Below are 25328 nucleotides of genomic sequence, written 5' to 3' on the forward strand. Positions count from 1 at the left end.
CTTACCGGAATATCAGCGCGATCTTTTCCGCCTCGGCAAAGGAAGCATCAATCATGTTGCCGACCAGGCCGGTTTCCATCTGAAACTCTTCCCGGCAGGCGGCCAGCAGTTTTTCCGTGCCATCGTTTTCATCATTGTAGCGAAGATGGGCGACCAGTCTGACCGCCGGATCGATCCGGCTGCTGTCGGTTGGGCCGTGGTGGCCGTCTATGGCGTTGACCAGATAACCCGGCAGGCCCCATTTCTCGGCGATCAGGGCCCCGACCCGGGCATGATCGTAACCCAGGGCCGCCCTTTCAAGGGAGGCAAGATCAAGGCCGGGATCTTCATCCCACCTCTGAAAAAGTTGGCAATAGGTCTCTTTTTTTGCGGTGGAAAGGACCGGGATGGCCATATCCTGCAGGAGAGCGGCGGTGAAACATTCGCCCTGGGTGGCGGCATGGAGATGCAGGGCGAGCATCCTGGCCAGGCCGGCCCGTCTTGCCGCCACCAGCCAGAAACGGGAGGTGTCAAGGCAGAAGGTGGTTGATGATGCCAGGGACTCCGTCACCGCAAAAGAGAGTACCATGGATTCAAGCCGGGCGCGACCCAGGAGGGTAACCGCATGATCCAGGTTGCCAACCTCTTTCAATAAACCGAATGATACCGAATTAACGAGCCTGAGAATCTTTACATGCATGCCCGGGTCCATCTGGATCTGTCCGGCGATCTCAAGCACGGATGACTCGGGATTTCGAAGCATGGCAAGGACCCTGGTTGTCACGGCCGGGAAACTGTGCAGTTCATAATTGCCCAGCAGGCCCTTGAGTTCTTTTTTGGGGTCGTTGTTTTTTTTGCGCCAGAAATTCAACATGATATGGATGGATTATTCGCCCCGGCGGGCTATCTTGTTATTGAATATGCTGAGAAGACCGCCCAGCATGATATAGCCGGTCATTACCTCCAGCATGGCAACGAAACGGGCCGTTGGCGAGAGCGGCACGATATCCCCGTACCCCAGGGTGGTCAAGGTGACGATACTGAAGTACAACCGTGTTCCCCAGGAGTCGTTTTCGCCCAGGGCGATGTTGACAAAGGAATAGAGCCAGGCGAACATCAGGGCCAGCGCCCCAATCATGACGCACCAGCGCAGGATACTCCGGCCGCAGTCGCTGGTCACCCACCAGAGAAAATAAAGTGCCCTGAAGAAGCTGTTCCGGTCCCTGAACTCCTTGAGATAGTTCTGATCGACGACAAAACGACGCAGCCGGTAGGCCCCGGCGAAGTTGATATCCCTGATATCCGCGCCGATCCATTTCGCCTTTTCGAAGTTTTTCACCAGCCGGAGCCGGGCGTTGCGCAGGTCCGCGTCATTGAAAATCGACCCGCTCACATCACAGCGGGAAAGATCGGCGCCCCGGAGATCGGCCCCGGTAAGATCCGTCCCGGTAACGGTCGTCTCGCGCATCCGGGCGTTCTTCATGACGGCACAGCGCAGATCCACATTTATAAGCCTTGCCTTGCTCAGGGTGCTGGCTTCAAGATTAACATTGAAAAGACGGGCATCATCCAGGTTTGCCATGCCGAAACCAGCTGCTTGACAGTCGGCCTCTTCAAGGTTGGCATTGGCGAGATCAGCTCCGGTGAAATCGGCGCGGCGGAGTTTTGCTTGAAAAAGGCTGGCATTCCGCAGATTGGCTTTAAAGAAACGGGCCCCGGAGAGATCCGCCCTGGTCAGATCTGATTCCGAAAGATCCGCCCCGGAAAAATCAAGGCCGCTCAGGTCCTGTTCGGTCAGGGATACGCCCCGGAAACTCAGCCCGGCAACAGGGGGCTGCCCGCCCTTGCTCCGCATCTCTTCAATTTTTGCCAGGGCCTGTTCCCGGGTCAGGGCCGAGGTTGGAGGTTTTTGTATATATTCCATGGCAACGGTACCGTCAACAGGACACTAGGACAGGATATAGCCGGCCAGTTGTTTGGCGTATTCTTCATTGTTGATGAATTCGCAGCCGATGTCCCGGCCGCGGGTCGAGACCACCCTGGCCTCTGTCCTGATCAGCGTGCCCCGGGGATCGTCCAGGACAAAGGCCACCCTGAGCCGGTCATCGATTCCAAGGGGCTGGTCGCTGCAGTCCATGAATCCGATACCCTGCAGTGAGATGTTGGTCACCAGCATCGGCGCCCGGGGCTGTTCAACGGTGAGGTTGGTATACCCGCCCTTGAGCATGGTCTCCCGGCGGAACAGGCCCCGGGCCTCAAGGCGCACCTTAAAGATCGTGGCACAGTTGCAGCGGACGGTTTTGTCCAGATGGAGATCCCTGAATTCGGCAACCGGGACCGTGCGGGTGCCCCGGCACCGGGGGCAGCTGATATCCACGGTCCGGTCTTTTTTGATGATCACTGTCAGGGGATACATTCTTTCCTACTCCTCGTCCGAACAGAGGACTGCGCGAAAGTATTCCCGGTTGAGCCGGGCGATGTTGGTAATCGAAATGGATTTGGGACAGGCCTTTTCGCACTCCCGTTCATTGGAGCAGTTGCCGAAACCGAGTTCGCCCATCTCGTTGACCAGCCCCAGTGCCCGCGCGGCCCGCTCCGGCCCGCCCTGGGGCAGCAGGGCCAGATGCGAGATCTTGGCGCCGACAAAGAGCATGGCCGAGGCATTGGGACAGGCGGCCACACAGGCGCCGCAGCCGATGCAGGCCGAGGCGTCCAGGGCCTTTTCAGCGACTTGCCGGGCAATGGGAACAACATTGCCGTCCGGGGCGCCGCCGGTATTCACCGAGATATAGCCGCCCTTGACAATGATATCGTCCAGGCTGCTCCGGTTGATGATCAAATCTTTTTCCACCTTAAAGGCCCGGGCCCGGAAGGGCTCGATCACCAGGATGTCGTTGTCCTGGAAATGACGCAGGTGCAACTGGCAGAGGGTGGTCCCCTTTTCCGGGCCATGGGCCTGGCCGTTGACCATGGTTCCGCACATGCCGCAGATACCCTCGCGGCAGTCATGGTCAAAGGCAATGGGATCGCGGCCCTCAAGGGTCAGCTGTTCATTGACCACGTCGAGCATCTCCAGAAAGGACATGTCAGTGGAGACCGGGCCGGTTTCGTAGGTCGCAAGGGAGCCTCTGGCCCCGGGATCCGGCTGCCGCCAGACCTTCAGGGTTAAGCGGATGGTGCTCACTTGTAACTCCTCCGGCTGGGCCGGACGTTTTCAAAGACCAGCGGTTCCCGGTACAGGGTCGGCTCCTGGTCAACGCCGGTATATTCCCAGGCCGAGACATGGGCGTACTCTTCATCGTTGCGCAGGGCCTCATGGTCCTCGGTCTGGCTCTCCTCCCGCAGGTGGCAACCGCAGGACTCCTTTCTCGCCAGGGCGTCCCGCACCATCAGTTCGGCAAACTCAAGATAATCAGCCACCCGGCCGGCCCGTTCCAGGGACTGGTTCAGCTCCTCGCCGCGGCCGGGCACCAGGACGTTTTGCCAGAACTCCGCGCGGATCTCCGGGATCTTTTTCAAGGCCTGGTTGAGGCCTTGTTCGTTTCTGGCCATGCCGCAGTGGTCCCAGAGCAGCATGCCCAATTCCCGGTGGATATCGTCCACCGTGCGACTGCCGTTGATTGCCAGCAGTCTGTCGGTCATCTCGGTAGCGAATCTGCGGGCCGCGCTGAATTCATCCTGCTCAACATCCCGGGGCGCGGGCCCGGCCTCGGCCAGGTAATTGCCCAGGGTGGCCGGGATGATGAAGTAGCCGTCCGCCAGCCCCTGCATCAGGGCGCTGGCGCCCAGCCGGTTGGCCCCGTGGTCGGAGAAGTTGGCCTCGCCCAGCGCGAAAAGACCGGGGATGGTGGTCATCAGGTTGTAGTCCACCCAAAGGCCGCCCATGGTGTAGTGGACCGCCGGATAGATCAGCATTGGTTCGCGCATCGGGTCGCTGGCCGTGATTTTTTCGTACATCTGGAAGAGGTTGCCGTACTGCCGTTCGATCTCCGGAGCGCCCTGCCGGCGGATCGCCTCGGCAAAATCAAGGTACACCGCCCGGCCGGTATTGCCCACCCCCTTGCCCTGGTCGCACTGCTCCTTGGCGTTGCGCGAGGCCACGTCCCGGGGCACCAGGTTGCCGAAACCGGGATATCTCCGCTCCAGGTAATAGTCCCGCTCCTCCTCCGGGATCTCGTCCGGGGGCCGGCGGTCGCCCTTTTGTTTCGGCACCCAGACCCGGCCGTCGTTGCGCAGGCTCTCGCTCATCAGGGTCAGCTTGGACTGGTAGTCGCCATGCACCGGGATACAGGTGGGATGGATCTGGACAAAGCCGGGGTTGGCAAACAGGGCCCCCTGTTTATGGGCCCGCCAGCAGGCCGAGACATTGGAGTTCATTGCGTTGGTGGACAGGAAATAGACGTTGCCGTACCCGCCGGTGGCCAGGACCACTGCATCGGCGCCATGGGATTCCAACCGTCCGGTGCGCAGGTCGCGGACCACGATCCCCTGGGCCCGGTTGCCGGCCTTTACCAGTTCCAGCATCTCCCGCCGGGGAAAAAGCCGGACCCGGCCCGTTTTCACCTGGCGCATCAGGGCACCGTAGGCCCCGAGCAGCAGTTGTTGGCCGGTCTGGCCCCGGGCGTAGAAGGTGCGCGACACCTGGGCCCCGCCGAACGAACGGTTGGCCAGCAGGCCGCCGTATTCCCGGGCAAAGGGTACGCCCTGGGCCACGCATTGATCGATGATGTTGTTGCTGATCTGGGCCAGCCGATAGACATTGGCCTCCCGGGCCCGGAAATCGCCGCCCTTGATGGTATCGTGGAACAGGCGGAAGATGGAGTCGCCGTCGTTGGGATAGTTCTTGGCCGCGTTGATCCCGCCCTGGGCCGCGATACTGTGCGCCCGCCGCGGGCTGTCGTGGAGACAGAAGGTCTTGACATTATAGCCCTGTTCGGCCAGGCTGGCCGCGGCCGAGGCCCCGGCCAGGCCGGTGCCCACCACGATGATCTTGAATTTTCTTTTATTGGCCGGGCTGACCAACCGGCTGGCGAACCGGTGGCTGTCCCATTTTTCAGCCAGCGGGCCGGCGGGTATCTTGGCATCCAGTATCATTTGTTTCTTTGTCTTCCAGTCTTGTGAATAGCGGTACTTGCCGGTTCCACGGTTTATTCCGGAACTATTCCAAAAGAAACCGTTGCGACAGCATGGCCAGGGTGGGGATCAGGATGAAGACCGCGCCGATCAGCAGACTGATCGCCAGGGCCCCGTTTCTTACCAGCGGCTCGTACTTGGGATGACTGAGGCCGAGGCTCTGGAACATGCTCCAGAAACCATGGCTGAGATGAAGCCCCAGCGCGGCCATGGACAGGATATAGAAGAGTCCGTAGCCGGGCTGGTGCAGGGTCGAGCGGACCAGGTCGGCGATCTCCACCTCTCCGTTGGTGAAGTGAAAATTGGCAAGATGGACCAGCACAAAGACCAGGATGACAAGTCCGGTGTAGGGCATGGTCCGGGCTCCCCAGTGGCCGGCTTGCCGTTTGTAGACGGCATAGCGTTGCGGCCGGGCTCTGAGGTTTTCCAGATAGAGGAGCGCGGCCAGAATGACGTGGACCGCAAACAGCGAAACAAGCATTGCCTCGAACAGCTGGATCAGCGGGCCCAGGCGGTGCAGGTGTTCGGCATAGGAGAGAAAGGCCTGGCGGCCCATGAAGGCGGTGAGATTACCGAGCAGGTGGATCAGTAAAAAAAACCCGAGACCAGCGCCGGAAAGCGCCATCAACCCTTTTTTGCCAAGCGGGGTGGAGATGATCCCCCTAAGGAGCCGCAGCATACCATTCCTTGCAGATCGGTCTGATTTTGAAGTAAGTTGCCAGAAGGATCGCTCCCTGGATTATGGAATTGTGGTAAGCGTTCACCAGCACCTCATCTTCGCCCATTCCGGCCTGCTCGAATAGCACCAGTATGCTTCGCAGTCCCGAATGAACGAATCTAAGCCACTGGTAAACGCTTACGGGCATGAGATTACCGTAAATCCATACCCCCGGTGAACGGTTACGAATTGTGATTACCGTTGCAAAGCCTAACAGACAAGAGAAAAAATGACAATATCCGAGCCACGTTACCGCCAACTGTATGCCAGCGGGGAATTAGCCGCAAGAAGGGATGCGGCCCTTGAACAGCTTAAGGAGTGCCGCCTCTGTCCCCGTGCCTGCGGCAGGAACCGGGTCGCCGATGAGGCCGGCTTCTGTTGCACCGGTTCCCGGGCCAAGGTTGCCAGCTATTCTCCTCACTTTGGCGAGGAGGGCCCCCTGGTCGGAACGGGCGGTTCGGGAACCATCTTTTTTAGCAACTGCAACCTGGGCTGCGTCTTCTGTCAGAACTACGAGATATCCCACCTCGGTGAAGGGGTGGAGGTTGACAGCGGCCAACTGGCCGCGATCATGCTCAGCCTGGAGAAACAGGGCTGCCATAATATCAACTTCGTTACCCCCAGCCACCTGGTGCCCCAGATCCTGGCCAGCCTGGTTATTGCCGCTGAGCACGGCCTGTCGCTGCCCCTGGTTTACAACTCCGGCGGCTATGACTCGGTGGCTACCCTGCGGCTTCTGGACGGGGTCATTGATATCTACATGCCGGATTTCAAGTTCTGGGATCCAGCCACAGGCATGCGTTACACCAAGGCACCTGATTATCCGGACCGGGCCCGGGCCGCGATCAGGGAGATGCACCGCCAGGTGGGCGATCTGGTTATCGATGACCGGGGCCTGGCAGTGCAGGGGCTTCTGGTCAGGCACCTGGTCATGCCCGGCGGGCTTGACCAGACCGGGGCGATCCTTGGTTTCCTGGCCCGGGACATTTCAAAAAACACCTATGTCAATGTGATGGACCAGTACCGTCCCTGCGGCCGGGCCGATGAGTTCCCGCCCCTGGACCGGCGCACCAGCCGACAGGAGTATGAACAGGCCCTGGCCCTGGCCCGGGAGGCGGGCCTCATTCGGCTGGACCGCAGGGAGTGGTCCCGGATGCTGTACCAGCTGGCATCTGTTGATGGATGAGTGATCACCCGGGTCGAAGGGAGGGAGGGGAGTCAGGCCGGCATCACTGTTTCCGGGGAAGTGATCGGGCTGCCGTCGCCCTGCTCCCCGGTCGGCCGGGGCAGGCTGAAGACAAAGGTGGTCCCCGGGCCGGGCCGGTTCCTTACCCAGATCCGGCCCTGGTGATGTTCAACGATTCCCTTGCAGATTGCCAGGCCCAGACCGGTGCCCTTGGGCTTGCCGTCATCCCGGTCCTTGAGCTGGTGGAATTTTTCAAAGATCCGCTTCCGTTCCTCCGCCGGAATGCCGGGGCCGTTGTCAGTGACCTCCACCTGCACTGTTTCCCTCAACTCATACATCCGGACCAGCACCCGGCCCTTTTCCGGCGGGCAGAAATGGACCCCGTTGGAGACCAGGTTGATCACCACCTGCATGATCCGGTCCCGGTCCACCAGCATGGGCACCGGCCAGGGCGGCAGTTGTTTGTCGAGCCGGACCGATTTTTCTTGAAACAACTGGCTGGTGGCCAACAGGGCCTCTTCCACCACCCCGCGCAGGTCAGTGGACTCGGGATTCCATTCGACCCGGTTGGCCTCGAGCTTGGCCAGGTCCAGGATCCGGTTGATCAGCCGGGTGAGCCGTTCGCTCTCCTTGACGATGATCCCCAGGAATTTACCATGCTCCTCCGGAGAGATATCCGGGTTGTCCTGCAGGATTTCGGAAAAGGCCCGGATCGAGGTCAGCGGGGTCCGCAGTTCGTGGCTCACCGTGGAAACGAACTCGTTTTTCATCCGGTCCAGTTCCTTGAGCCGTTCGTTGGCTGCCTGGAGCTTGCGGGTGGCTGCCTCCAGTTCCCGGGATTTTTCCTCCAGCCGGTGACTGTATTCAATGACCTGGGAGGTCTCGTCAAGGATCTTCATCACCCCTTCCATGCTCAAGGCCTCGGCTTCACCCTGGATTACCGTGGAGACCATGATCCGGGCCGAGGCCGCGCCAATGGCGCCGGAGAGTAACCTTTCGGCAAACTCGATCAGGTTGGCGTCGGCCTGGACGTCGGCGGGCAGTTCAATGCCCCTGGTCCGGGCGTAGCCGGTAAAGGCCTTTTCCGCCCGGCCCCGGCCGATGAAGCGGGTCACCAGCCCCTTGAGATCAGCGACCATCGCGGTACCGCGATGGAGAAAGACGTCATCGCTGTCAATGTCCTGTTCAAAGATGTCGACGAACAGGGTTGCCTGGATCCGTTCGATGGTGTTCTGCCGGGTGAAGAGGGAGACTCCCACCAGCAGGCCGATGTTGGCGAGCATGCTCCAGAACACCGCATGGGTAATCGGATCGAACATATCCAGGCCAAAGAGTGCATAGGGCCGCAGGGCCTGGATTGCCAGCGGGCCCTGTTCGAGAAAGGAGCCGGGCAGCCAGCCTGTTTTGGCAAATGCCGGCAGGAGCAGGGTATAGGCCCAGACGATGAAGCCGGCCATCAGCCCGGCAATGGCGCCCTGGCGGCTGGCGCCTTTCCAGTAGATGCCCGCCAGGATCGCCGGCGCGAACTGGGCCGCCGCCGCAAAAGAGACCAGGCCGATGGAGACCAGGGCATAGGACTCGCCGATCAACCGGACATAGAGGTAGCTCAAGAAGAGGATGGCAACGATGCTGCCCCGCCGGATGGCGAGCAACAGCCCGCTTAACTCCTTGCGCTGCTGCAGGGCCGGGGTGCGGAGCAGGATCGGCATCACCAGGTCGTTGCATACCATGGTGGACAAGGCCACCGTGGCCACGATCACCATCCCGGTTGCCGCGGAGAGGCCGCCGAGAAAGGCAAACAGGGCGAGAAGGTTCTGGCCCTCGGTAAGCGGCAGGATGAGCACGAATGTGTCCGGATCGATGCTGCCGTCGGGAAACAGCATCAGCCCGGCAAAGGAGATGGGCAGGACAAAGATGTTGATGGCCAGCAAGTAAAGGGGGAAGAGCCACATTGCTTTTTTGAGATGTTGTTCGTCGACGTTTTCCACCACCAGGACCTGGAACTGTCTGGGCAGGAAGAGGATCGCCATCATTGACAGAAAGGTGAGTGACAGCCAGTTGGCATAGCCGCCGGGCAGCGCTTCCAGTTGGAGCAGCTCTCCCAGTTTCGGGTATTGGGGAATCCAGCTGAACAGTTCGGCGGGTCCGTCGAACAGGAAGAAGGTGATGTAGATGCCCACCGCGGAAAAGGCGAGCAGTTTGACCAGGGACTCGAAGGCAATGGCCGCCACCATGCCCTCGTGCCGTTCGGTGGCATCGATGTGCCGGGTGCCGAAGAGAATGGAAAAAAGGGCCATGGCCAGACTTACCCAGAGCGCGGTATCCGACCACAGGGACAGGCCGGTGTGGGCCTGGGGAAACTGGACCGCCGGAAAGTGGAGCAGCACCTGGAAACTGGTGGACACCGCCTTGAGTTGCAGGGAGATATAGGGCATGATTCCGACCACGGCGATGATCGTGACCAGTCCGCCGATCCGGGTGGATTTGCCGTAGCGGGAGGCGATGAAGTCGGCGATCGAGGTGATCCGGTGTGCCTTGGAGATGCGGATGATCTTGCGGAGCACGAACCACCACAGGGCCGCCATCAGGGTGGGGCCGATGTAGATGGGGAGAAAACCGACCCCGGTGGAGGCGGCCCGGCCGACGCTGCCGTAGAAGGTCCAGGCGGTACAGTAAACCGCGATGGACAGGGTGTATACATAGGGGTTGCTGGTTACCGAGCGGCCGGCATCGGCCCGCTGGTCGGCAAAATAGGCAATGGCGAACAGCAGGCTCAGGTAACTGAACGCGATAAGGATGATGAGCCAGTCGGGCAGCATGTCAGGTCGGGTCCCTGGGATCGGAGGATTGGGCCTCGGCCGATGGAACGGGCCTGGTTTTTTTTCTTTTTTCCATTACCAGGGCCAGGACAAGGATAAAGAAGGCCCAGAACATAAAGAGATAAAGGAACAGGGTCGGCAGGCCGAAGCAGATGGACGGCCTGCTGAACAGGGCCAGGAGCGGATAATTGAACGCCAGGCAGCCCAGGATGAACAGGGCGATAAGCAGTTCTTTTTTAGGTTTGGGCGCGGGCATGGCGGAATGTTGTTTTTTTTATGGCGATGGCCGGGGGCCTGGCCGGTCCGCGATCCGGGTGCGGGTCTTTCAGAACATGGTCTGCTGTTTCCGCACCGCGATCATCTTGTCTGCCGCGGCCATCGCCTGGCCCAGGGTAAGGATGCCGCGCTGCTTCAGCAGGTCCAGCAGCCGGATGAATATCTCGGCAGTGACCGTGGCGTCACCCAGGGCGGTGTGGCGGAAGCGGACCTCCACCCCCAGGCGGTCGGCAATGGCATCCAGGTAATGGTCCCGGGTGTGGTCATGGAGAAAGACCGACAGCAGCAGGGTGTCGAGGATCGGGTTGGCGAACCGGACCCCGGCCGCGTCTTCCTTGAGTTGGATGAACTTCATGTCAAAGGCGGCATTGTGGGCCACCAGCACCGATTCGCCGACAAAGTTTTTGAACAGGGGCAGGATCTCGGTTATCAACGGCTGGTCCTTGATCATCTCGTCGGTGATGCCGTGGAAGCGCACCGAGCTTTTGGGGATCGTCCGGCCCGGGTTGACCATCCGGGTGAAGGTCTCGCCCTTGACGATCCGCTGGTTGACGATCCGGACCGCGCCCAGGGAGACGATCTCGTCGCCGGCCGAGGGCTCAAGCCCGGTGGTCTCGGTATCAAAAACCGTAAAGGTGCATTGGTTGAGCGGCCGATCAGCCAACTCTCCCAGGCCGCCGTGCATCTCGGCCAGGGAGAAATCGTAGAACTCCGGCCGGGCCGGCTGCGCTTGCTCTGTTGTTTGCCGCCACTGACGGGGCGAGATTGGCACCGGGATGCGCAAGGTGGCCCAGCCCTCCCGGCGATGGGACTGGCTCCAGAGATTGCTGCCGTGCCGGGCCAGGATGTCGGCCAGCTTAAGATCGCCGACACTGCCGGGCAGTGGTTGTTGCAGCCATTTATCGATCTCGGCCGGCAATACTGGTTTGCCGGGCCAGGCAAGGGCGAGGTAGACCCGCCGGTCGCCCAGCAGGGCCTCGGCGCTGAGCGAGGTGACCTGGCTGGACTCCTTTATCCGTTGGGCCAGGAAGGTCAGGACCAGCATCAGGGAATGGCTGTCGCCGCGGAACCAGAGCGGCATCCCGCTGCTGGCCAGTTCCGGTCCGCCGGTCTCCCGCAGCCGGCGGGAGACGAACTTGAAAAGATCCCCGGAGTTGATATCGGTTAAGGAGTTGTGGGTCGAGGTCAAGAGCCGGCAGTCGCGGACCAGTTTTTCAAAGCGGTCGGTCAACTCCGAGCTTTCCTGGGCAATGACGTTCTCAAAGGCGCTCCGCATGACCGGGGCCATGTCGGGAAAGGCGACCAGGTTCTCGGCCGCGGCCCGCAGGCTGGCCAGCGGTCCGCGCAGGGCCTCTATCGGCCCGCGGAGCGAGATGTCGGTCAGTCCGGGCGATTCGGTCTGCAAGGCTACCTCGTCAAAGGTGATTACAAAAACCGGCCCGGCCGCCGAGCGGCCGGGGATCAACTCCATCTGGCATTGCAGGAGCTTGGCGCCGTTGACAGTGGGACAGAGGAAACGGCCCTCAATGCCGGCGGCCGGCTGGGAGAGGTTGTCCCGCCGGTGCTGGAGAAGCATGCCCAGGGTATGTTCGATCGGTCCCCGGGCGCAGATCGCATAGAGGGAACGGCCGAGGCCGAGGGCCTCGTGATTGTCCAGCAGTCGTTGGGCCGCCGGGTTATAGAGCAGGATCCGGGCCTGGTGGTGGCAGACCACCACCCCTTCGTGGATCTCCCGGACCACTGCTTCCAGCCAGGCCTTCTGTTCCTCAACCCTGGTGGCCCCGGTTGCCAGGGCCTCGCCGACCTCGCGCCGGCTGTTGTGGAGCCGGTCGCCTAACCGGTGCAGGGCATCCGGCAGTTCATCGAGAAGGTTGAAGCCGGGGATTTCCAGCCGGTGGGTGGGGTTGGACTCGGTGATTATTCCCACCCCGCGGATTACGGCCCCAAGGGGCCGGAACAGGGCCTGGTCGAGCAGGATCCCGAATATCGCCATCGCGGTGATCAGCAACAGTACCGCCCCGCCCAGGTAGAAGGCCAGGGCAACCTCCTGTTGCGGGGAAAGGGCCGGAAAAAAAAAGCTCAGCCGCCAGAGCGCGCCGGCCGAGATCAGCAGCACGGCCAGGATGATTCCCGCCACCAGGCCCCAGAATTTTTTTCGGCTAGCCGGCATGGACAGGGACCGGAGATGTTTTTTGAGGGCATCGATGGAAGACGAGACAATACATAGGGATTACTTCTATTCCCCCTTGAGGAGCGCCTTGACCGTATCCAGCACCTCCTGGGTGCTGAAGGGCTTGGTGATGTAGGCGTCGGCGCCCAGGGCGAGTCCTTTTTCCTGCTCAATCGCCCGGCCCTTGGCGGTGAGCATGATTATCCGTATGTCCGCCAGGGCCGGGTCGGCGCGGATGGCCTGGCATACCTCATACCCGTCCAGCTTGGGCATCATTACATCGAGCAGGATCAGGTCGGGCCGGTTTTCTCTTACCGCCAGAAGCGTCTCCTCACCGTTGGTAGCGGTGCGCACCTTGTATCCTGCCTGGCGCATGAGAAAGTCCAGGGACAGGATGATGTTCGGAGCGTCGTCCACCACCAGAATACTGTGTGCCACGGGTCACCCCCCCCTTTTTTTAAGAAATGGTCGTTAATGCCCGGACAAAGAATCCGGGCGCCAACCGGCGGCATGTTGTCGAAAGGCCGCTGGCCAACGCCGGGAACAGGTCGCAGGGCGCGGAGTTTTCCGTTAAACTTATAAAATGGTAGCCGAAAGGACACGGTTATGCAAGGATATGGACATGAAGCGGCAAAGAGAAACAGCTATGCCACATTGTGGTATTTTTATCATGGGCATCGGTTGCCGGATCCGGCCGGAGGGGAACGGGGGCCGAAGATGGGGCCCCGGCGACCGTTGCTGGATTGCCGGGACGTTTTTCGAGCACAAAGCGGCAGACGCAGGTCATTGCGCTGATGCCGCGAATCGCTGGTGAGAAATGCGGGTCAAGGAATCGGTTCATAATCTGCTGCGCTGGAAGTTCAGGGGCCGGGCCGACCCGGCCGCGCCGGACGCGGATTTTTCCCGCCGGCAGGAGGCCCGGCGGTTGAGCGAAGAACGGTTCGCCGCTGCATTTAAGACCAGTCTCGACGCGGTTCAGATCAACCGGCTCGAGGATGATTGCTATGTGGACATCAATGAGGGGTTTACCGCGATAACCGGTTTCGGCCGGGCCGAGGTGATTGGCAAAACCAGCGCGGAGGTTGATATCTGGGGTGACGGGGAGACCCGGGCCCGGATAATTGATGCGCTTAAGCAGGAACGTTCGTTGATGAACATGGAGGTCCGGTTCCGGGGCCGTACCGGTGAACTGCGGACCGGCACGGTGTGTGCCATGGTGATGAACCTCCAGGGCACGCCCCATGTCCTTACCGTTATCCGGGATATCGATGTTCTCAAGAAAACCGAAGAGGCCCTTGCCGTCAGCGAGGCCAGGTTTCGTGAACTCTTCAACAATATGAGTAATGGGGTGGCGGTATTCAAGGCCCTGGAGGATGGCGACGATTTCGTGGTCGTTGATTTCAACCGGGCCGCGGAGCGGATCGAGGGGGTGTATCGGGACGAGGTGGTCGGCCGGAGCGTGTCAGCGGTTTTCACTGCGGCCGAGGAGCGCGGTCTGTCGGATGTGTTTCGCCGGGTGTGGCGCACCGGCGAGCCGGAACACCACCCGGTGGCGATCTTCCGGCACGGACGGCTGCGGACCTGGAAGGAGAACTACATCTACCGGCTCCCTTCCGGTGAGATCATCGATGTCTACGAGGATATCACCAAGCGGCGACAGGCCGAGGAGAAGCTGCTGGCCTACCAGGAGCAGTTGAAGGACCTGACCTCCGAGCTTTGCCTGACCGAGGAGCGTGAACGGCGGAGTATCGCCACCGATCTCCATGACCAGATCGGTCAGACCCTGTCGGTGATCAAGATGAAGCTCTTCGAGGTCCGGGAACGGTGTCTTGACCCTGATCTGGGCGGGCCCCTGGCCGAGGCCATGGAACTCCTGAAACAGGCCATTCGGGAGGCCCGTTCCCTGACCTTTGAGTTAAGCCCGCCGATGCTGTATGAACTGGGCCTGGAAGCGGCCCTGGAATGGCTGGGCGAGGTTTTTCAGGAACAGCACGGGATTAACTGTGTTGTCACCGTTGACCGGGAACCGAAGCCACTGGACGAGGACCTGCGGATCGTCCTGTTCCGCTCGGTGCGGGAACTGCTGGCCAATGTTCTCAAACATGCCCGGACCCGGTCCGTGGACCTGTCGGTGTACCGGCGGGAGGACCGGGTGGTGGTGGTTGTGGTTGACCGGGGCGTCGGCTTTGACCCCAATGAGATCAATGACCGGACCATTCGCCACCGCGGCTTCGGCCTGTTCAATATCCGGGAGCGGCTGGGCCGGCTCGGCGGCCGGCTCTCCCTTGAATCCGGGCCCGGCCGGGGAACCCGGGTCACGCTCAGCGCTCCCTTGAAAACCGAGTGGTAAGTGTTGCGACAGGCCTCTTTCCTGTAAATCGAATCCTGGCGGGAATTACAGCTCATGACTATCCGAATACTATTGGCCGATGACCACAAGATCATGCGGGCCGGTCTCTGCTCGCTGCTCGAAAAACAACCGGACATGGAGGTGGTCGCTGAGGCGGAAAATGGCCGCCGGGCCGTGCAGATGACCATTGAACATAAACCCGACGTGGTGATCATGGATGTGAGCATGCCCGAACTGAACGGGATTGAGGCCACCCGGCAGATTGTCGCCGCGGTCCCTGGAACCAGGATAATCGCCCTGTCCATGTATTCGGACAAGCGGTTCGTGGTCGGCATGCTCCAGGCCGGGGCCGCCGGGTTTCTTTTAAAGGACTGCGCCTCCCAGGATCTGGCCCGGGCGATCAACGCGGTGGCGAGCGGCAAGAACTATCTGAGCCCGGAAATCGCCGGGGTAATGATCGAGGACTATGTGCATCGTTTTGCCGTGGCCGATGCCACCACCCAGGTGTTGACCGCCCGCGAGCGGGAGGTGCTGCAGCTCATTGCCGAGGGCTGGGCCACCAGGGAGATCGCCGGCCGCTTGTACGTGAGCGTCAAAACCGTGGAGACCCATCGCCGCAAGATCATGAAAAAACTGGATATCCATTCCGTGGCCGACCTTACCAAGTACGCCATCCGGGAGGGGCTTACCTCGCTGGAGTCGTGATTGTTCTTGAGGCGAACCCAACCCCGTGCTCAGGGCCGGGTCAGTGCTGGTCGGCTCTGCTGGTAGTTGATATAGTTCTGAATGGCGAACAATCGAGTGACGAATAAAGGGCTGTAACGGGCCTTATCGAATCAGTTGTTTTTCATTTTTTTTGTTCGTAACTCGAATGTTCGATTGTTTGTCAATGTCCCCCTTCCCCCTTTCACATTTCACATTTCACATTTCACATTTCACATTCCCCCCCCTCAGCCGATCCTTTTTTGAATATCAGGGAAAGGAGCGGGCAATATAAGGATATGCCCTATAGCGCCCCTGGCCCCGGACAGGCATAATGCCATCATGCAGCATTGGCATTAATACCACAATGTGGTAGTTGACCGGGGTGGTTGGTTTCCTGCCGGTCTTTGGTTGCTGAAAGCGTTTTCTGCTTCGCGTTTTTAAATTCCCGCGGTTTCTTTTTTATTTTGGTTGGGGAATTTATTTTTTTTCTACTGTCAAGCAAAAGGCTGGACCCGGGCGGTGAGGAGGTGAAGAGGATGCGCCGGACGGCCGGGAGAAAGGGAGATCTGTTTCTTTAAAGAGTTGATCAAGCCTTAGCAAACAAGGAGGGGAATTTTGACAGCTGCAACCGTATGGCTATTTGTCTTTGTCGCCATGTACTGGGCCTACTGCATTTTCTGGGGCATCAAGGGCGCCAGGTCGGCAAAGACCGCTTCCGACTACTTTATCGCCGGCCGCCAGATTCCGATCTGGGTCTTTGTGCTGGCGGCAACGGCAACCAGCTTTTCCGGCTGGACATTCATGGGGCATCCGGGGCTTGTCTACCGTGACGGGTTCCAATATGCCTACGCATCATTTTATGCGATCACCATTCCGTTCACCGGGGTCATGTTTTTAAAGCGCCAGTGGATCCTGGGCAAGCGCTTCGGTTTCGTCACCCCGGGCGAGATGTTCGCCGAATACTTCAAGTCCGACGCCATGCGGATTCTCACCGTGGTCGTGGCCCTGGTCTTTTCGGTTCCGTATCTCGGGGTCCAGCTCCGCGCCTCGGGCTTTTTATTCAACATTCTCACCGACGGCCTGCTCGGGGTCGAAACCGGGATGTGGATGCTCTCCCTGGTGGTTATCATCTATGTGGCCTCCGGCGGGCTTCGCGCCGTGGCCTATGTTGACACCATGCAGTGTCTGCTGCTGGCCGGCGGTATCCTGGCCATCGGGATCATCACCCTGAACGCGGTCGGCGGCTGGAGCGCCCTGAATGAAGGGATTGCCCACCTTGCCGCGCTGGATACCAAGCGGACCCCGGACGGTTACAGTCATTACATCGCCATTCCCGGGGTGATCCAGTTTGTCAAGTCAGGCCCCAGCGCCGCGGGCGGTGCCTGGACCGGGATCATGTGCCTGACCTATATGTTCGCCCTGATGGGGATCCAGTCGGCCCCGGCCTTTTCGATGTGGTCCTTTTCCAACAAGAACCCGCGGCCCTTTGCACCGCAGCAGGTATGGGCCTCCTCTTTCGGAATCGGCTTCATCCTGATCATCTTCACCGCGATTCAGGGTCTGGGCGGACATCTGATCGGTGCTGACCCGGTCATGCTGGCCGCGGGCCAGGCCAAGGACCTGCTCGGAATCGGCGGCGACATCATGAAGACCCCGGGCAAGCAGGGGATGATCGTCCCGGCGCTCATTCATCTCATGTCCGTTTCCACCCCCTGGCTGGTCGGCCTGTTGGCGGTCTGTGCCCTGGCGGCCATGCAGTCCACCGGCGCGGCCTATATGTCCACTGCCGGCGGCATGCTGACCCGTGACCTGTACAAACGGTACATCAATCCCGAGGCAAGTCATGCAACCCAGAAACTGTTCGGCCGGATCGGGGTTGTGATCATCTGCGGCCTTGCCCTGGTGGTGGCCACCACCTCCCACGACGCCCTGGTGCTTCTGGGCGGTCTGGCCGTGGCCTACGGCTTCCAGATGTGGCCGGCCCTGATCGGGGCCTGCTGGTGGCCCTGGCTGACCAAGCGCGGGGTGACCGTCGGTCTGATCGCCGGGCTGATCGTGGTAACCTGCACCGAGACCATCGGTACCAAGTGGTTCGGGATTACCGCCTGGGGCCGCTGGCCCTGGACCATCCATTCCGCCGGCTGGGGCATCTTCTTCAACCTGGGCCTGGCCATTCTCGTCTCAGCGGTGACCCAGGATGAGAAGGATATGGAACATAAGATGACCTTTCACCAGTACCTCAAGGAAACCGCGGCCCTGCCTGCTTCCCTGCAGGGTCTGAAGCCGGTTGCCTGGGGCGCTACCCTGATCTGGTTCATGTTCGCCATCGGACCCGGCGCGGTCATCGGCAACACCATCTTCGGCAATCCCAACGACTCCGCCACCTGGATCTTCGGCATGCCCTCGATCTGGGCCTGGCAGATCATCTGGTGGGCCCTGGGCGTGGTGATGATGTGGTTCCTGGCCTATAAGATGAGGATGTCCACCATGCCGGAATCGGCTATCATCGCCCTGGTAGAGGATATCGGCGATACGAGCAAGGCCCGGCTGGACCTGGATAAACCCTAGACTCAACCCTCTCTCCTGCGGAACCCGTGATTCCCGAACATGCCTGGTTCGGGGTCCGGGTTCCGCAGGTTTTTTTTGGGGAGTGCGCATGTACTATTTACTGTGGTATGGAATTACATCGACTATCTTGGGAATTCTGTTGTTTTTCCCCACCCGGAAGTTTATCCTGACCCTTAACGTGAACCGACACCAGAGCAAGGTCGGCCGGGATATCAGCAGCGACGAACTGGCCCGCTTGCGGAAGAAGGTGACAATGATCAGCGTCTGTATCGCGGTGACCTTTGCCTTTGTCTACAACAAGGTGGTGATGTTCAAATATCTGGGAGGTCTGGCTGGCGGATGAATAGCAGGGGAAGGTTTGACGCCAAGGCTGTTTACGCCCTGCTGGTCCTGGCCGGGATCATCGGCATTGTCTTCTACTGGCGGGTCGGAGTCGAGGACATCCCGGGCGATTATAACGTCAAGAAGGGTAACTACCGGCTTGAGGACGGACTCTTTGAACAGGCGGTGTCCGAGTTTTCCCAGGCCCTTGACAAGAACCCCGATCATGTCCAGGCCCATCTCGGCCTGGCCATAACCTATATGCAGATGAACCGCCTGGATGATGCCCGGGCCGAATTCGACAAAACCATTGCCCTGGCGCCGGACCTTGCCGCGGCCTATGCCAACCTCGGCATCCTCTACGACCGGACCGGAAAATACCAGTTGGCCCTGGACAATTACCGGAAGGCCCTGGCCCTGGACCCGGAGATCCTGGAGGGGCCGGGCTGGCTGTGGCGGTTCATGCACAATGTCGAGGAAAGGCCGCCCACTGTTGCCGACCGGATCGTCTATCTGGAGGCTGAATTGAAAAAACCCCCTGAGGAGCGGGTGTTGCGGATTCAGGAACAGGATAAGCAACAACGGATGTACAAGGTGGATGATTGAAATCGTAAAGATATTTTAAGGAGTTTGACCCATGTCGACCAATGAAGAAATCGAGGTTTCCGAGGCCCAGATCGCCGTACACTGGCAGGAGGAGGTTTATTACTATCCTTCCGAGGAGTTCAAGGCCCAGGCCAATGTCAAGGACAGGTCGATATATGACCGGTTCAGCCTGGAGAATTTTCCCGAGTGTTTCAAGGAGTACGCTGATCTGCTTGACTGGGATGAGCCCTGGCACACCACCCTGGATACCAGCGACGCACCCTGCTGGAAATGGTTTGTCGGCGGCAGACTGAATGTCAGCTACAACTGTATCGACCGGCACCTGGCCAAGAACAAGAACAAGACCGCGATTCACTTCGTGCCTGACTCGGAAGAGGATCGGATCCAGCACATCACCTACCAGGAACTCTACATCAGAGTCAACGAAGTCGCGGCCCTGTTCAGGGATTTCTGCGGCCTCAAGGCCGGTGACCGGGTTACCATTCATCTGCCGATGACCCCTGAACTGCCGATCACCATGCTGGCCCTGGCCCGGCTCGGGGTTGTCCATTCGGTGGTGTTCGGCGGCTTTTCCCCCAGCGCCTGCGCCGACCGGGTCGTCGACTCCCAGAGCCGGCTGCTGATCACCATTGACGGCTACTACCGGGGCGGCAGGTTCATCGATCATAAGAAAAATGCCGACGAGGCGTACGAGACCAGCAAGCAGGAGGGGCATACCGTGGAGAAGGTGCTGGTCTGGAACCGGCATCCGAGCAAGTATTCCAGTGGCTCGCCGCTGGTCGAGGGCCGCGATTACTCGATGAACGAGGAACTCAAGAACTTTTCCCGTCACAAGGTCGAACCGGTATCAATGCCGGCCGAGGCGCCGCTGTTTCTGATGTATACCAGCGGCACCACCGGCAAGCCCAAGGGCTGCCAGCACTCCACCGGCGGTTATCTCGCCTATGTGGCCGGCACCTCCAAGTATATCCAGGATATCCATCCCGAGGATGTTTACTGGTGCATGGCCGACATCGGCTGGATCACCGGCCATTCCTACATTGTCTACGGTCCCCTGTCGCTCGGCGCCTCAACCGTGGTCTTTGAGGGGGTTCCCAATTATCCGGACGCGGGTCGCTGCTGGCGGATCGCCGAGGAACTGGATATCAACATCTTCCACACCGCTCCCACCGTGATCCGGGCCCTGCGCAAGATCGGTCCGGACGAGCCGGCCAAGTATAACTATAACTTCAAGCACATGACCACGGTGGGCGAACCCATCGAGCCGGCGGTCTGGAAGTGGTACTACGAGGTGATCGGCAAGGGCAAGGCAGTGATCGTCGATACCTGGTGGCAGACCGAAACCGGCGGTTTTCTCTGCACCACCCTGCCCGGGGTCAGCCCGATGAAGCCCGGCAGCGCCGGACCCGGCGCGCCCGGCATCCATCCGGTTATCCTGGATGAAGACGGCCACGAGATCCCGCCCGGCGCGGGCAAGGCCGGCAATATCTGCATCAGGAACCCCTGGCCGGGCCAGTTTCAGACCGTGTGGGGTGATCGCGATCGCTATGTGGACTCCTATTTTGGCCAGTATTGCAAGGACCGCAACAGCAAGGACTGGCGCGACTGGCCCTATCTGGCCGGCGACGCCGCGGTGGTGGCGGAGGACGGCTACTTCCGGATATTGGGCCGGATCGATGACGTGATCAATGTCTCCGGTCATCGGCTGGGCACCAAGGAGATCGAGTCCGCGGCCCTGACCGTGGCCGCGGTGGCCGAGGCCGCGGTGGTGCCGGTGGCCCACGAGATAAAGGGCAAGGAACCGGATCTCTACATCTCTCTGCAGCCCGGTTATGATGCCTCGCCCGAGCTGGCGGCCAAGATCTCCGAGGCCGTGTGCCGGGAGATCGGCAAGATTGCCCGGCCGCGCAAGGTGTGGCTGGTGCCCGACATGCCCAAGACCCGTTCCGGCAAGATCATGCGGCGGGTGCTCGGCGCCATCTCCAACCACAGCGACGTGGGTAACGTGATGACCCTGGCCAATCCGGAGATCGTTGACGAGATCAAGAAACTGGTCCAGGGAGAATGATTCCGGACAGGGCCTGGTGAATCTCCAGCAATAACCAACAGACCAGCGCAGGGTTTCCAGGCCGGGAACCCTGCGTTTTTTTTTGATAATCCTTTTTATCCGGAAAGATGAGCTTTCCGGTCAACCCCCAGGGTGGTCCGGATGAAGAAACGGGCGGTCATTGATCTGGAATCGCTGAAGCGGTTGCAGGAGACCAGGGAAAACCTGCAGCGGGTCGAGTCCCTTCCGTACAGTGAAGAGCTGGTGTCGGTGATGGACCCCGAGGTGTATACCTGCTCCGAGGACCGGGCCGTGAAGGCGGTGCTCAAGGAGATGGCCGGCCGCAATGTCTCCAGCGTCATTGTGGTTGACCATGCCGGCCTGCCCCGCGGGATTCTCACCGAGCGGGACGTGATGCAGCGGGTGGTGGCCGATGACGATGTCGATCCCGCGACCACCCCGGTCTCTGCGGTGATGACCCCGGAGCCGGTGACCCTGCGGCCCGGTAACACCATCTACCGGGCCCTGTCGGTCCTCACCGCCCGGCGGATCAAGCATCTGCCCCTGGTTGAGGGGGGCAAGGTCGTGGGGATCGTCACCCTGCGCCAGCTCCTCAAGTTGCGCTACCCCGAGCCCATGGTCATGATCGAGGCGATCCGGGCGGCGCAAGGCCCGGAGGCCCTCAAGGGCTTACGCAACCAGCTTGACCGGATGGTGGACGATCGCCTTCACTCGGGCCGCCGGGCCAGTGATATCGTGCTGATGATCTCGATGATCAACCGCGACATCCATCGCCGCGTCCTGGAGTTGGTCCTTGAGCGGTACGGCGACCCGCCGGCCCGGTTCTGTCTCTACGTCACCGGCAGTCACGGCCGCCTGGAAAATCTGCTCGGTCCGGACCAGGACCATGGCATGGTCATTGCCGACACCCCTGACAACCATCAGTATGACCAGTACTATGTTGATCTGAGCGAGGCCTTTTCCAGGGATCTTGCCATTGCCGGTTTCCCGCTCTGCCCGGGCTATGTGATGGCGATGAATCCCCTCTGGCGCAAGAGTCTGACCGAGTGGAAGCAGCAGATTCGCTACTGGATAGAGCGGCAGGTCCGCCAACTGGGGCGGTTTGCCACCGTGCTTTTTGATGCAGCCCCGCTGGCCGGGGATTTCGCCCTGTTCGAGCAGGTAAGGGATTTTGCCTTTGGCGAGCTGCAAAAACATTACGAGGTCCTGCGGGTCATGCTGGAGGAGGCGGGCAGCCACCGGGTGCCGCTGGGATTGCTCGGGGGGTTTATTACTGAAAAACGGGGCCGGCACCGGGGCGAGATCAACATCAAACGGAGCGGACTGCTCTTTGTGGTGGAGGCAATGCGGATGCTGGCCCTGCGCCACAACATTTGCGAGACCTCCACCCTGAAGCGGCTGGCCCGGCTGGTGGACGCCGGCCAGATCCATGCTGATGACGCTGAATATTTCGAGTCCGCCTATCATGTGCTTCTCCATCTCACCCTGTCCACCCAGATCGACAAGTTGCGGGACGGCCTGCCCCTGGACTGTTTTATTGATCCGAAACTGATCTCCCGGCGTGACCGGGAGATTCTCAAGGACGCCTTCAAGGCGATCGGTTCCCTGCAGGAACTGGTGGCCACCGAGTTCGGGGAACTGGTGCTGTAGACTTTTTGTACAAGTTCACCAGCACCTCATCTTCGCCCGTTTTGGCCTCCTCACATCCGCCAAGGATAGATTCGGAGCCCCAAGCGAACGAATCTAAGGCACTGGTGAACTCGTACGGGCTGAGTATCCCCCGCGGTTGTCGCCCTTGGTGAACTGTTACGACTTTTTTTGTCTGCGGCCCGGGTAAGATTACGCTTGACACCGCAAATTGCGGAAGGGTGTTATCCTGTCTCGCCCGGTTAGGAAGGCCGGCACGTTCGAGGTTTTGCGGAACCGGCTGGTGGCGATATTCTGCGAATACGTTAAGTTTTCCGTGCAGCATCCTTGACAGGGCAGACAACTTCGGCTATAAAACTTCTTTTTTGTTGCGGTGGGCCAAGGGCAAAATCGTAGCGGAACCATACAGGATAACGCAACATGCTTTTCATCAACATATCTGGAGGAACACGGTAGTGGCTAATCATAAATCAGCATTAAAACGGGTCCGGCAGAGTCAGTTGCGCCGGGAACGGAACAAGGCCAACCGGACCAGGGTAAAGAATGCCGTCAAGGCGGTGGATGCGGCGGTTGAGATCGATAAATCGGTTGAAAAGGCCCGGTCCTCGCTCAAGGCCGCGATTCCGGTGATCGCCGGAGTCGCCGCCAAGGGTACCTTTCATAAGAAAACCGCGGCCCGGAAGATCTCCCGGCTCACCAGACGGGTCAACAAGCTGGCCCGGTCCACGGAGTCGGCTGCCTGATAAAGCTGAGTTGAGCCGTACGCCGGCTCAAACGAAACTTATGCCCTTGCGGTATAATAATGGATTGTGACCCGGACCCGCATCGCGGATCAGACAGTCGATCGCTCTTGTCTGTTGCCCGGTCTCCGGCAATGGGATATCAGCCGGACCGTGTCTTTTCAAGGTTTGCGCAACTGTTGGTTCCCCAAAAAAAAGCCATTGGGCGGTTATCTGCCCAGGGCTTTTTTTTTGGGAAAAATTACAGGGTCAAGCGACTGGACCGGACCTGTCCAGAGCAATCCCGGCGGGTGATCCCCGACCGGACGGAATCGTCAAAGAGGGTGATTAATGCATAAGCCCGATCAAGACGCCTTTGCCCAGTTGGCCCGCACCTCGGGGCTGGTCCCGGTTTACCGGGAGATCGTTGCCGATCTGGACACCCCGCTCACCATCTTTGCCAAACTGGCGGCCCACCGGTCCCATGCCTTTCTTTTCGAGAGCCTGCAGGGCGGCGAGAAGTGGGGCCGTTATTCGTTCATCGGTTTTGATCCGATCATGACCGTGACCAGCCATGGCGACCGGCTCAATATCCGTTGGGGCGAATCAGAGACCGAACAACAGGGCAACCCGTTCGAGGTCCTGCAGGGTTTACTGGCCTCCTTTAACGCGGCTGACGATGAATCCCTGCCCCGTTTTTTCGGGGGACTGGTGGGATACCTGGGATACGACATGGTCCGCTTTGTCGAGGAGATGCCGAGCGTGAATCCTCCCCTGGACCTGCCGGACAGCTCCTTTATGGTGCCCCGCCTGGTGTTGATCCACGACAGCTTCAAGCAGAAGCTGATCATTGTCAACTGGGTGGTTATTCCGGAACAGGGCGATGCAGCGGTCCTGTATCAGGCGGCCCGGGAACGGATCGATCAACTGGCGGCCCGGCTCAGGGAACCGCTGCCAGCGGCGGCGGTCCTTTCGGGCAACGGCTCGACCGCGCACCGGTTCACCGCCAACATGGAGCAGCCGGCCTTTGAGCAGATGGTCCGCCGGGCCAAGGATTACATCATTGCCGGCGACATCATCCAGGTGGTGCTGTCGCAACGGTTTCACAGCCAGACCGATCTCCATCCCCTTACCCTTTACCGGGCCCTGCGGCATATCAATCCCAGCCCCTACCTCTTTTTTCTCAAGCTCGACGATGTGGTCCAGATCGGGTCGTCGCCCGAGATCCTGGTGCGGCTGGAGAACAATGATATTGAACTGCGACCGATTGCCGGCACCCGCCAGCGCGGCGAAACCCCGGCAGAGGACCTGGCCCTGGAACAGGAACTGCTCGCCGATCCCAAGGAGCGGGCCGAGCATTTGATGCTGGTGGACCTGGGCCGGAACGATGTCGGCCGGGTGGCGGAATTCGGCTCGGTGGAGGTCCGGGACCTGCTGCTGATCGAGCGCTACAGCCATGTGATGCATATCGTCTCCGGCGTGCACGGCAAACTCAGGCCCGAGTGCAATCAGTTCGACGTGCTGGCCGCCTGTTTTCCGGCCGGCACGGTCTCCGGGGCCCCCAAGATCAGGGCCATGGAGATCATCGAGGAGCTGGAGCCGGAACGGCGCGGCCCCTATGCCGGGTCGGTGGGTTATTTCGGCTTTTCCGGGAACATGGATTTCTGTATCACCATCCGCACCTTTGTCATGCAGGACCGGAATCTCTGGATCCAGGCCGGTGCCGGGATCGTGGCCGATTCGGTCCCGGAAAGGGAATATGAGGAAACCCTGAACAAGGCCCGCGGATTACGGCGTGCCGTGGAAATGGCTGAAAAAGGATTTTAGACCCTCTGAGCGAAAAATTTATAAAAGAGGTGGCGGTGGCGAAAAAGGTTGAACTAGAGACCACATCCCTACGAAATGTAGAGGGTCTTATCCAGCTTTCTTTGCAGGGTTAGACCCTCTGAGCGAAAAATTTATAAAAGAGGTGGCGGTGGCGAAAAAGGTTGAACTAGAGACCACATCCCTACGAAATGTAGAGGGTCTTATCCAGCTTTCTTTGCAGGGTTAGACCCTCTGAG

General features: G+C 60.1%; 21 protein-coding genes. 10 read left to right on the top strand and 11 right to left on the bottom strand.

Annotated elements, in window-relative coordinates:
* Position 1 precedes the first annotated feature (1 nt).
* The 7 genes from L3J03_01610 to L3J03_01640 form a co-directional block, all read right to left on the bottom strand.
* Positions 2-853, bottom strand: a complete 852-nt coding sequence (locus tag L3J03_01610) for an HDOD domain-containing protein (GenBank protein ID MCF6289690.1) — start codon at positions 851-853, stop codon at positions 2-4.
* 12 nt (positions 854-865) lie between these two features.
* Positions 866-1903, bottom strand: a complete 1038-nt coding sequence (locus tag L3J03_01615; protein MCF6289691.1) for a pentapeptide repeat-containing protein — start codon at positions 1901-1903, stop codon at positions 866-868.
* A 24-nt stretch (positions 1904-1927) separates the two neighbouring features.
* The gene (locus tag L3J03_01620; protein ID MCF6289692.1) at positions 1928-2395 is read right to left on the bottom strand and encodes a PilZ domain-containing protein; all 468 of its coding nucleotides are present in this window, start codon (positions 2393-2395) and stop codon (positions 1928-1930) included.
* 6 nt (positions 2396-2401) lie between these two features.
* Positions 2402-3163, bottom strand: coding sequence for a succinate dehydrogenase/fumarate reductase iron-sulfur subunit (locus L3J03_01625; protein ID MCF6289693.1), 762 nt, complete (start codon positions 3161-3163; stop codon positions 2402-2404).
* Positions 3160-5073, bottom strand: a complete 1914-nt coding sequence (locus tag L3J03_01630; GenBank protein MCF6289694.1) for a fumarate reductase/succinate dehydrogenase flavoprotein subunit — start codon at positions 5071-5073, stop codon at positions 3160-3162. Before L3J03_01630 ends, L3J03_01625 begins: the two co-directional genes overlap by 4 nt.
* Before the next feature lie 64 nt (positions 5074-5137).
* Positions 5138-5791 carry a succinate dehydrogenase cytochrome b subunit gene (locus L3J03_01635; GenBank protein ID MCF6289695.1) on the bottom strand — a complete coding sequence of 218 codons (654 nt, stop codon included), beginning with the start codon at positions 5789-5791 and terminating at the stop codon, positions 5138-5140.
* Positions 5775-5978: a hypothetical protein gene (locus L3J03_01640; protein ID MCF6289696.1), complete on the bottom strand. Its 204-nt coding sequence runs from the start codon at positions 5976-5978 to the stop codon at positions 5775-5777. Before L3J03_01640 ends, L3J03_01635 begins: the two co-directional genes overlap by 17 nt.
* An 81-nt stretch (positions 5979-6059) precedes the next feature.
* Here L3J03_01640 and L3J03_01645 point away from each other — a divergent pair, with 81 nt between their 5' ends.
* Complete coding sequence (locus tag L3J03_01645; protein ID MCF6289697.1) at positions 6060-7016, top strand: radical SAM protein; 957 nt, start codon at positions 6060-6062, stop codon at positions 7014-7016.
* A 32-nt stretch (positions 7017-7048) separates the two neighbouring features.
* Here the strand turns inward: L3J03_01645 and L3J03_01650 are convergent, their stop codons facing one another.
* The 4 genes from L3J03_01650 to L3J03_01665 form a co-directional block, all read right to left on the bottom strand.
* Entirely contained in the window at positions 7049-9835 is a 2787-nt protein-coding gene (locus L3J03_01650) for a sensor histidine kinase (protein ID MCF6289698.1), read from the bottom strand.
* Between the two features lies 1 nt (position 9836).
* Positions 9837-10091 (bottom strand): hypothetical protein, encoded by a 255-nt coding sequence (locus L3J03_01655; protein ID MCF6289699.1) that lies wholly within the window; start codon positions 10089-10091, stop codon positions 9837-9839.
* 69 nt (positions 10092-10160) lie between these two features.
* Positions 10161-12281 carry a hypothetical protein gene (locus tag L3J03_01660; protein MCF6289700.1) on the bottom strand — a complete coding sequence of 707 codons (2121 nt, stop codon included), beginning with the start codon at positions 12279-12281 and terminating at the stop codon, positions 10161-10163.
* Between the two features lie 66 nt (positions 12282-12347).
* Entirely contained in the window at positions 12348-12719 is a 372-nt protein-coding gene (locus tag L3J03_01665) for a response regulator (protein ID MCF6289701.1), read from the bottom strand.
* A gap of 379 nt (positions 12720-13098) precedes the next feature.
* Here L3J03_01665 and L3J03_01670 point away from each other — a divergent pair, with 379 nt between their 5' ends.
* The 9 genes from L3J03_01670 to trpE all read left to right on the top strand — a co-directional run bounded on the left by L3J03_01670 (position 13099) and on the right by trpE (position 25092).
* Complete coding sequence (locus L3J03_01670) at positions 13099-14631, top strand: PAS domain-containing sensor histidine kinase (GenBank protein MCF6289702.1); 1533 nt, start codon at positions 13099-13101, stop codon at positions 14629-14631.
* Positions 14632-14685: 54 nt separating this feature from the next.
* Entirely contained in the window at positions 14686-15336 is a 651-nt protein-coding gene (locus L3J03_01675) for a response regulator transcription factor (GenBank protein ID MCF6289703.1), read from the top strand.
* Positions 15337-15951: 615 nt separating this feature from the next.
* A complete protein-coding gene (locus L3J03_01680; protein MCF6289704.1) occupies positions 15952-17904 on the top strand; it encodes a sodium:solute symporter in 1953 nt (650 codons plus the stop codon).
* 88 nt (positions 17905-17992) lie between these two features.
* Positions 17993-18247, top strand: a complete 255-nt coding sequence (locus L3J03_01685; protein ID MCF6289705.1) for a hypothetical protein — start codon at positions 17993-17995, stop codon at positions 18245-18247.
* Complete coding sequence (locus tag L3J03_01690) at positions 18244-18831, top strand: tetratricopeptide repeat protein (protein MCF6289706.1); 588 nt, start codon at positions 18244-18246, stop codon at positions 18829-18831. Before L3J03_01685 ends, L3J03_01690 begins: the two co-directional genes overlap by 4 nt.
* 31 nt (positions 18832-18862) lie before the next feature.
* Positions 18863-20899 (top strand): acetate--CoA ligase, encoded by a 2037-nt coding sequence (gene acs / locus L3J03_01695; GenBank protein ID MCF6289707.1) that lies wholly within the window; start codon positions 18863-18865, stop codon positions 20897-20899.
* A gap of 141 nt (positions 20900-21040) precedes the next feature.
* Complete coding sequence (locus L3J03_01700; protein MCF6289708.1) at positions 21041-22549, top strand: DUF294 nucleotidyltransferase-like domain-containing protein; 1509 nt, start codon at positions 21041-21043, stop codon at positions 22547-22549.
* Positions 22550-23001: 452 nt separating this feature from the next.
* Positions 23002-23289 carry a 30S ribosomal protein S20 gene (rpsT, locus tag L3J03_01705; GenBank protein MCF6289709.1) on the top strand — a complete coding sequence of 96 codons (288 nt, stop codon included), beginning with the start codon at positions 23002-23004 and terminating at the stop codon, positions 23287-23289.
* 327 nt (positions 23290-23616) lie between these two features.
* Positions 23617-25092 carry an anthranilate synthase component I gene (gene trpE / locus L3J03_01710; GenBank protein ID MCF6289710.1) on the top strand — a complete coding sequence of 492 codons (1476 nt, stop codon included), beginning with the start codon at positions 23617-23619 and terminating at the stop codon, positions 25090-25092.
* Positions 25093-25328 lie beyond the last annotated feature (236 nt).

The sequence above is a fragment of the Desulfobacterales bacterium genome, from assembly GCA_021647905.1.
Lineage (GTDB): Bacteria > Desulfobacterota > Desulfobulbia > Desulfobulbales > BM004 > JAKITW01.

Coding starts and splice junctions, on each gene's coding strand:
- L3J03_01610 (MCF6289690.1), bottom strand. CDS start 853: ATGTTGAATTTCTGGCGCAAAAAAAACAACGACCCCAAAAAAGAACTC.
- L3J03_01615 (MCF6289691.1), bottom strand. CDS start 1,903: ATGGAATATATACAAAAACCTCCAACCTCGGCCCTGACCCGGGAACAG.
- L3J03_01620 (MCF6289692.1), bottom strand. CDS start 2,395: ATGTATCCCCTGACAGTGATCATCAAAAAAGACCGGACCGTGGATATC.
- L3J03_01630 (MCF6289694.1), bottom strand. CDS start 5,073: ATGATACTGGATGCCAAGATACCCGCCGGCCCGCTGGCTGAAAAATGG.
- L3J03_01635 (MCF6289695.1), bottom strand. CDS start 5,791: ATGCTGCGGCTCCTTAGGGGGATCATCTCCACCCCGCTTGGCAAAAAA.
- L3J03_01640 (MCF6289696.1), bottom strand. CDS start 5,978: ATGCCCGTAAGCGTTTACCAGTGGCTTAGATTCGTTCATTCGGGACTG.
- L3J03_01645 (MCF6289697.1), top strand. CDS start 6,060: ATGACAATATCCGAGCCACGTTACCGCCAACTGTATGCCAGCGGGGAA.
- L3J03_01650 (MCF6289698.1), bottom strand. CDS start 9,835: ATGCTGCCCGACTGGCTCATCATCCTTATCGCGTTCAGTTACCTGAGC.
- L3J03_01655 (MCF6289699.1), bottom strand. CDS start 10,091: ATGCCCGCGCCCAAACCTAAAAAAGAACTGCTTATCGCCCTGTTCATC.
- L3J03_01660 (MCF6289700.1), bottom strand. CDS start 12,281: ATGCCGGCTAGCCGAAAAAAATTCTGGGGCCTGGTGGCGGGAATCATC.
- L3J03_01670 (MCF6289702.1), top strand. CDS start 13,099: ATGCGGGTCAAGGAATCGGTTCATAATCTGCTGCGCTGGAAGTTCAGG.
- L3J03_01675 (MCF6289703.1), top strand. CDS start 14,686: ATGACTATCCGAATACTATTGGCCGATGACCACAAGATCATGCGGGCC.
- L3J03_01685 (MCF6289705.1), top strand. CDS start 17,993: ATGTACTATTTACTGTGGTATGGAATTACATCGACTATCTTGGGAATT.
- L3J03_01690 (MCF6289706.1), top strand. CDS start 18,244: ATGAATAGCAGGGGAAGGTTTGACGCCAAGGCTGTTTACGCCCTGCTG.
- acs (MCF6289707.1), top strand. CDS start 18,863: ATGTCGACCAATGAAGAAATCGAGGTTTCCGAGGCCCAGATCGCCGTA.
- L3J03_01700 (MCF6289708.1), top strand. CDS start 21,041: ATGAAGAAACGGGCGGTCATTGATCTGGAATCGCTGAAGCGGTTGCAG.
- trpE (MCF6289710.1), top strand. CDS start 23,617: ATGCATAAGCCCGATCAAGACGCCTTTGCCCAGTTGGCCCGCACCTCG.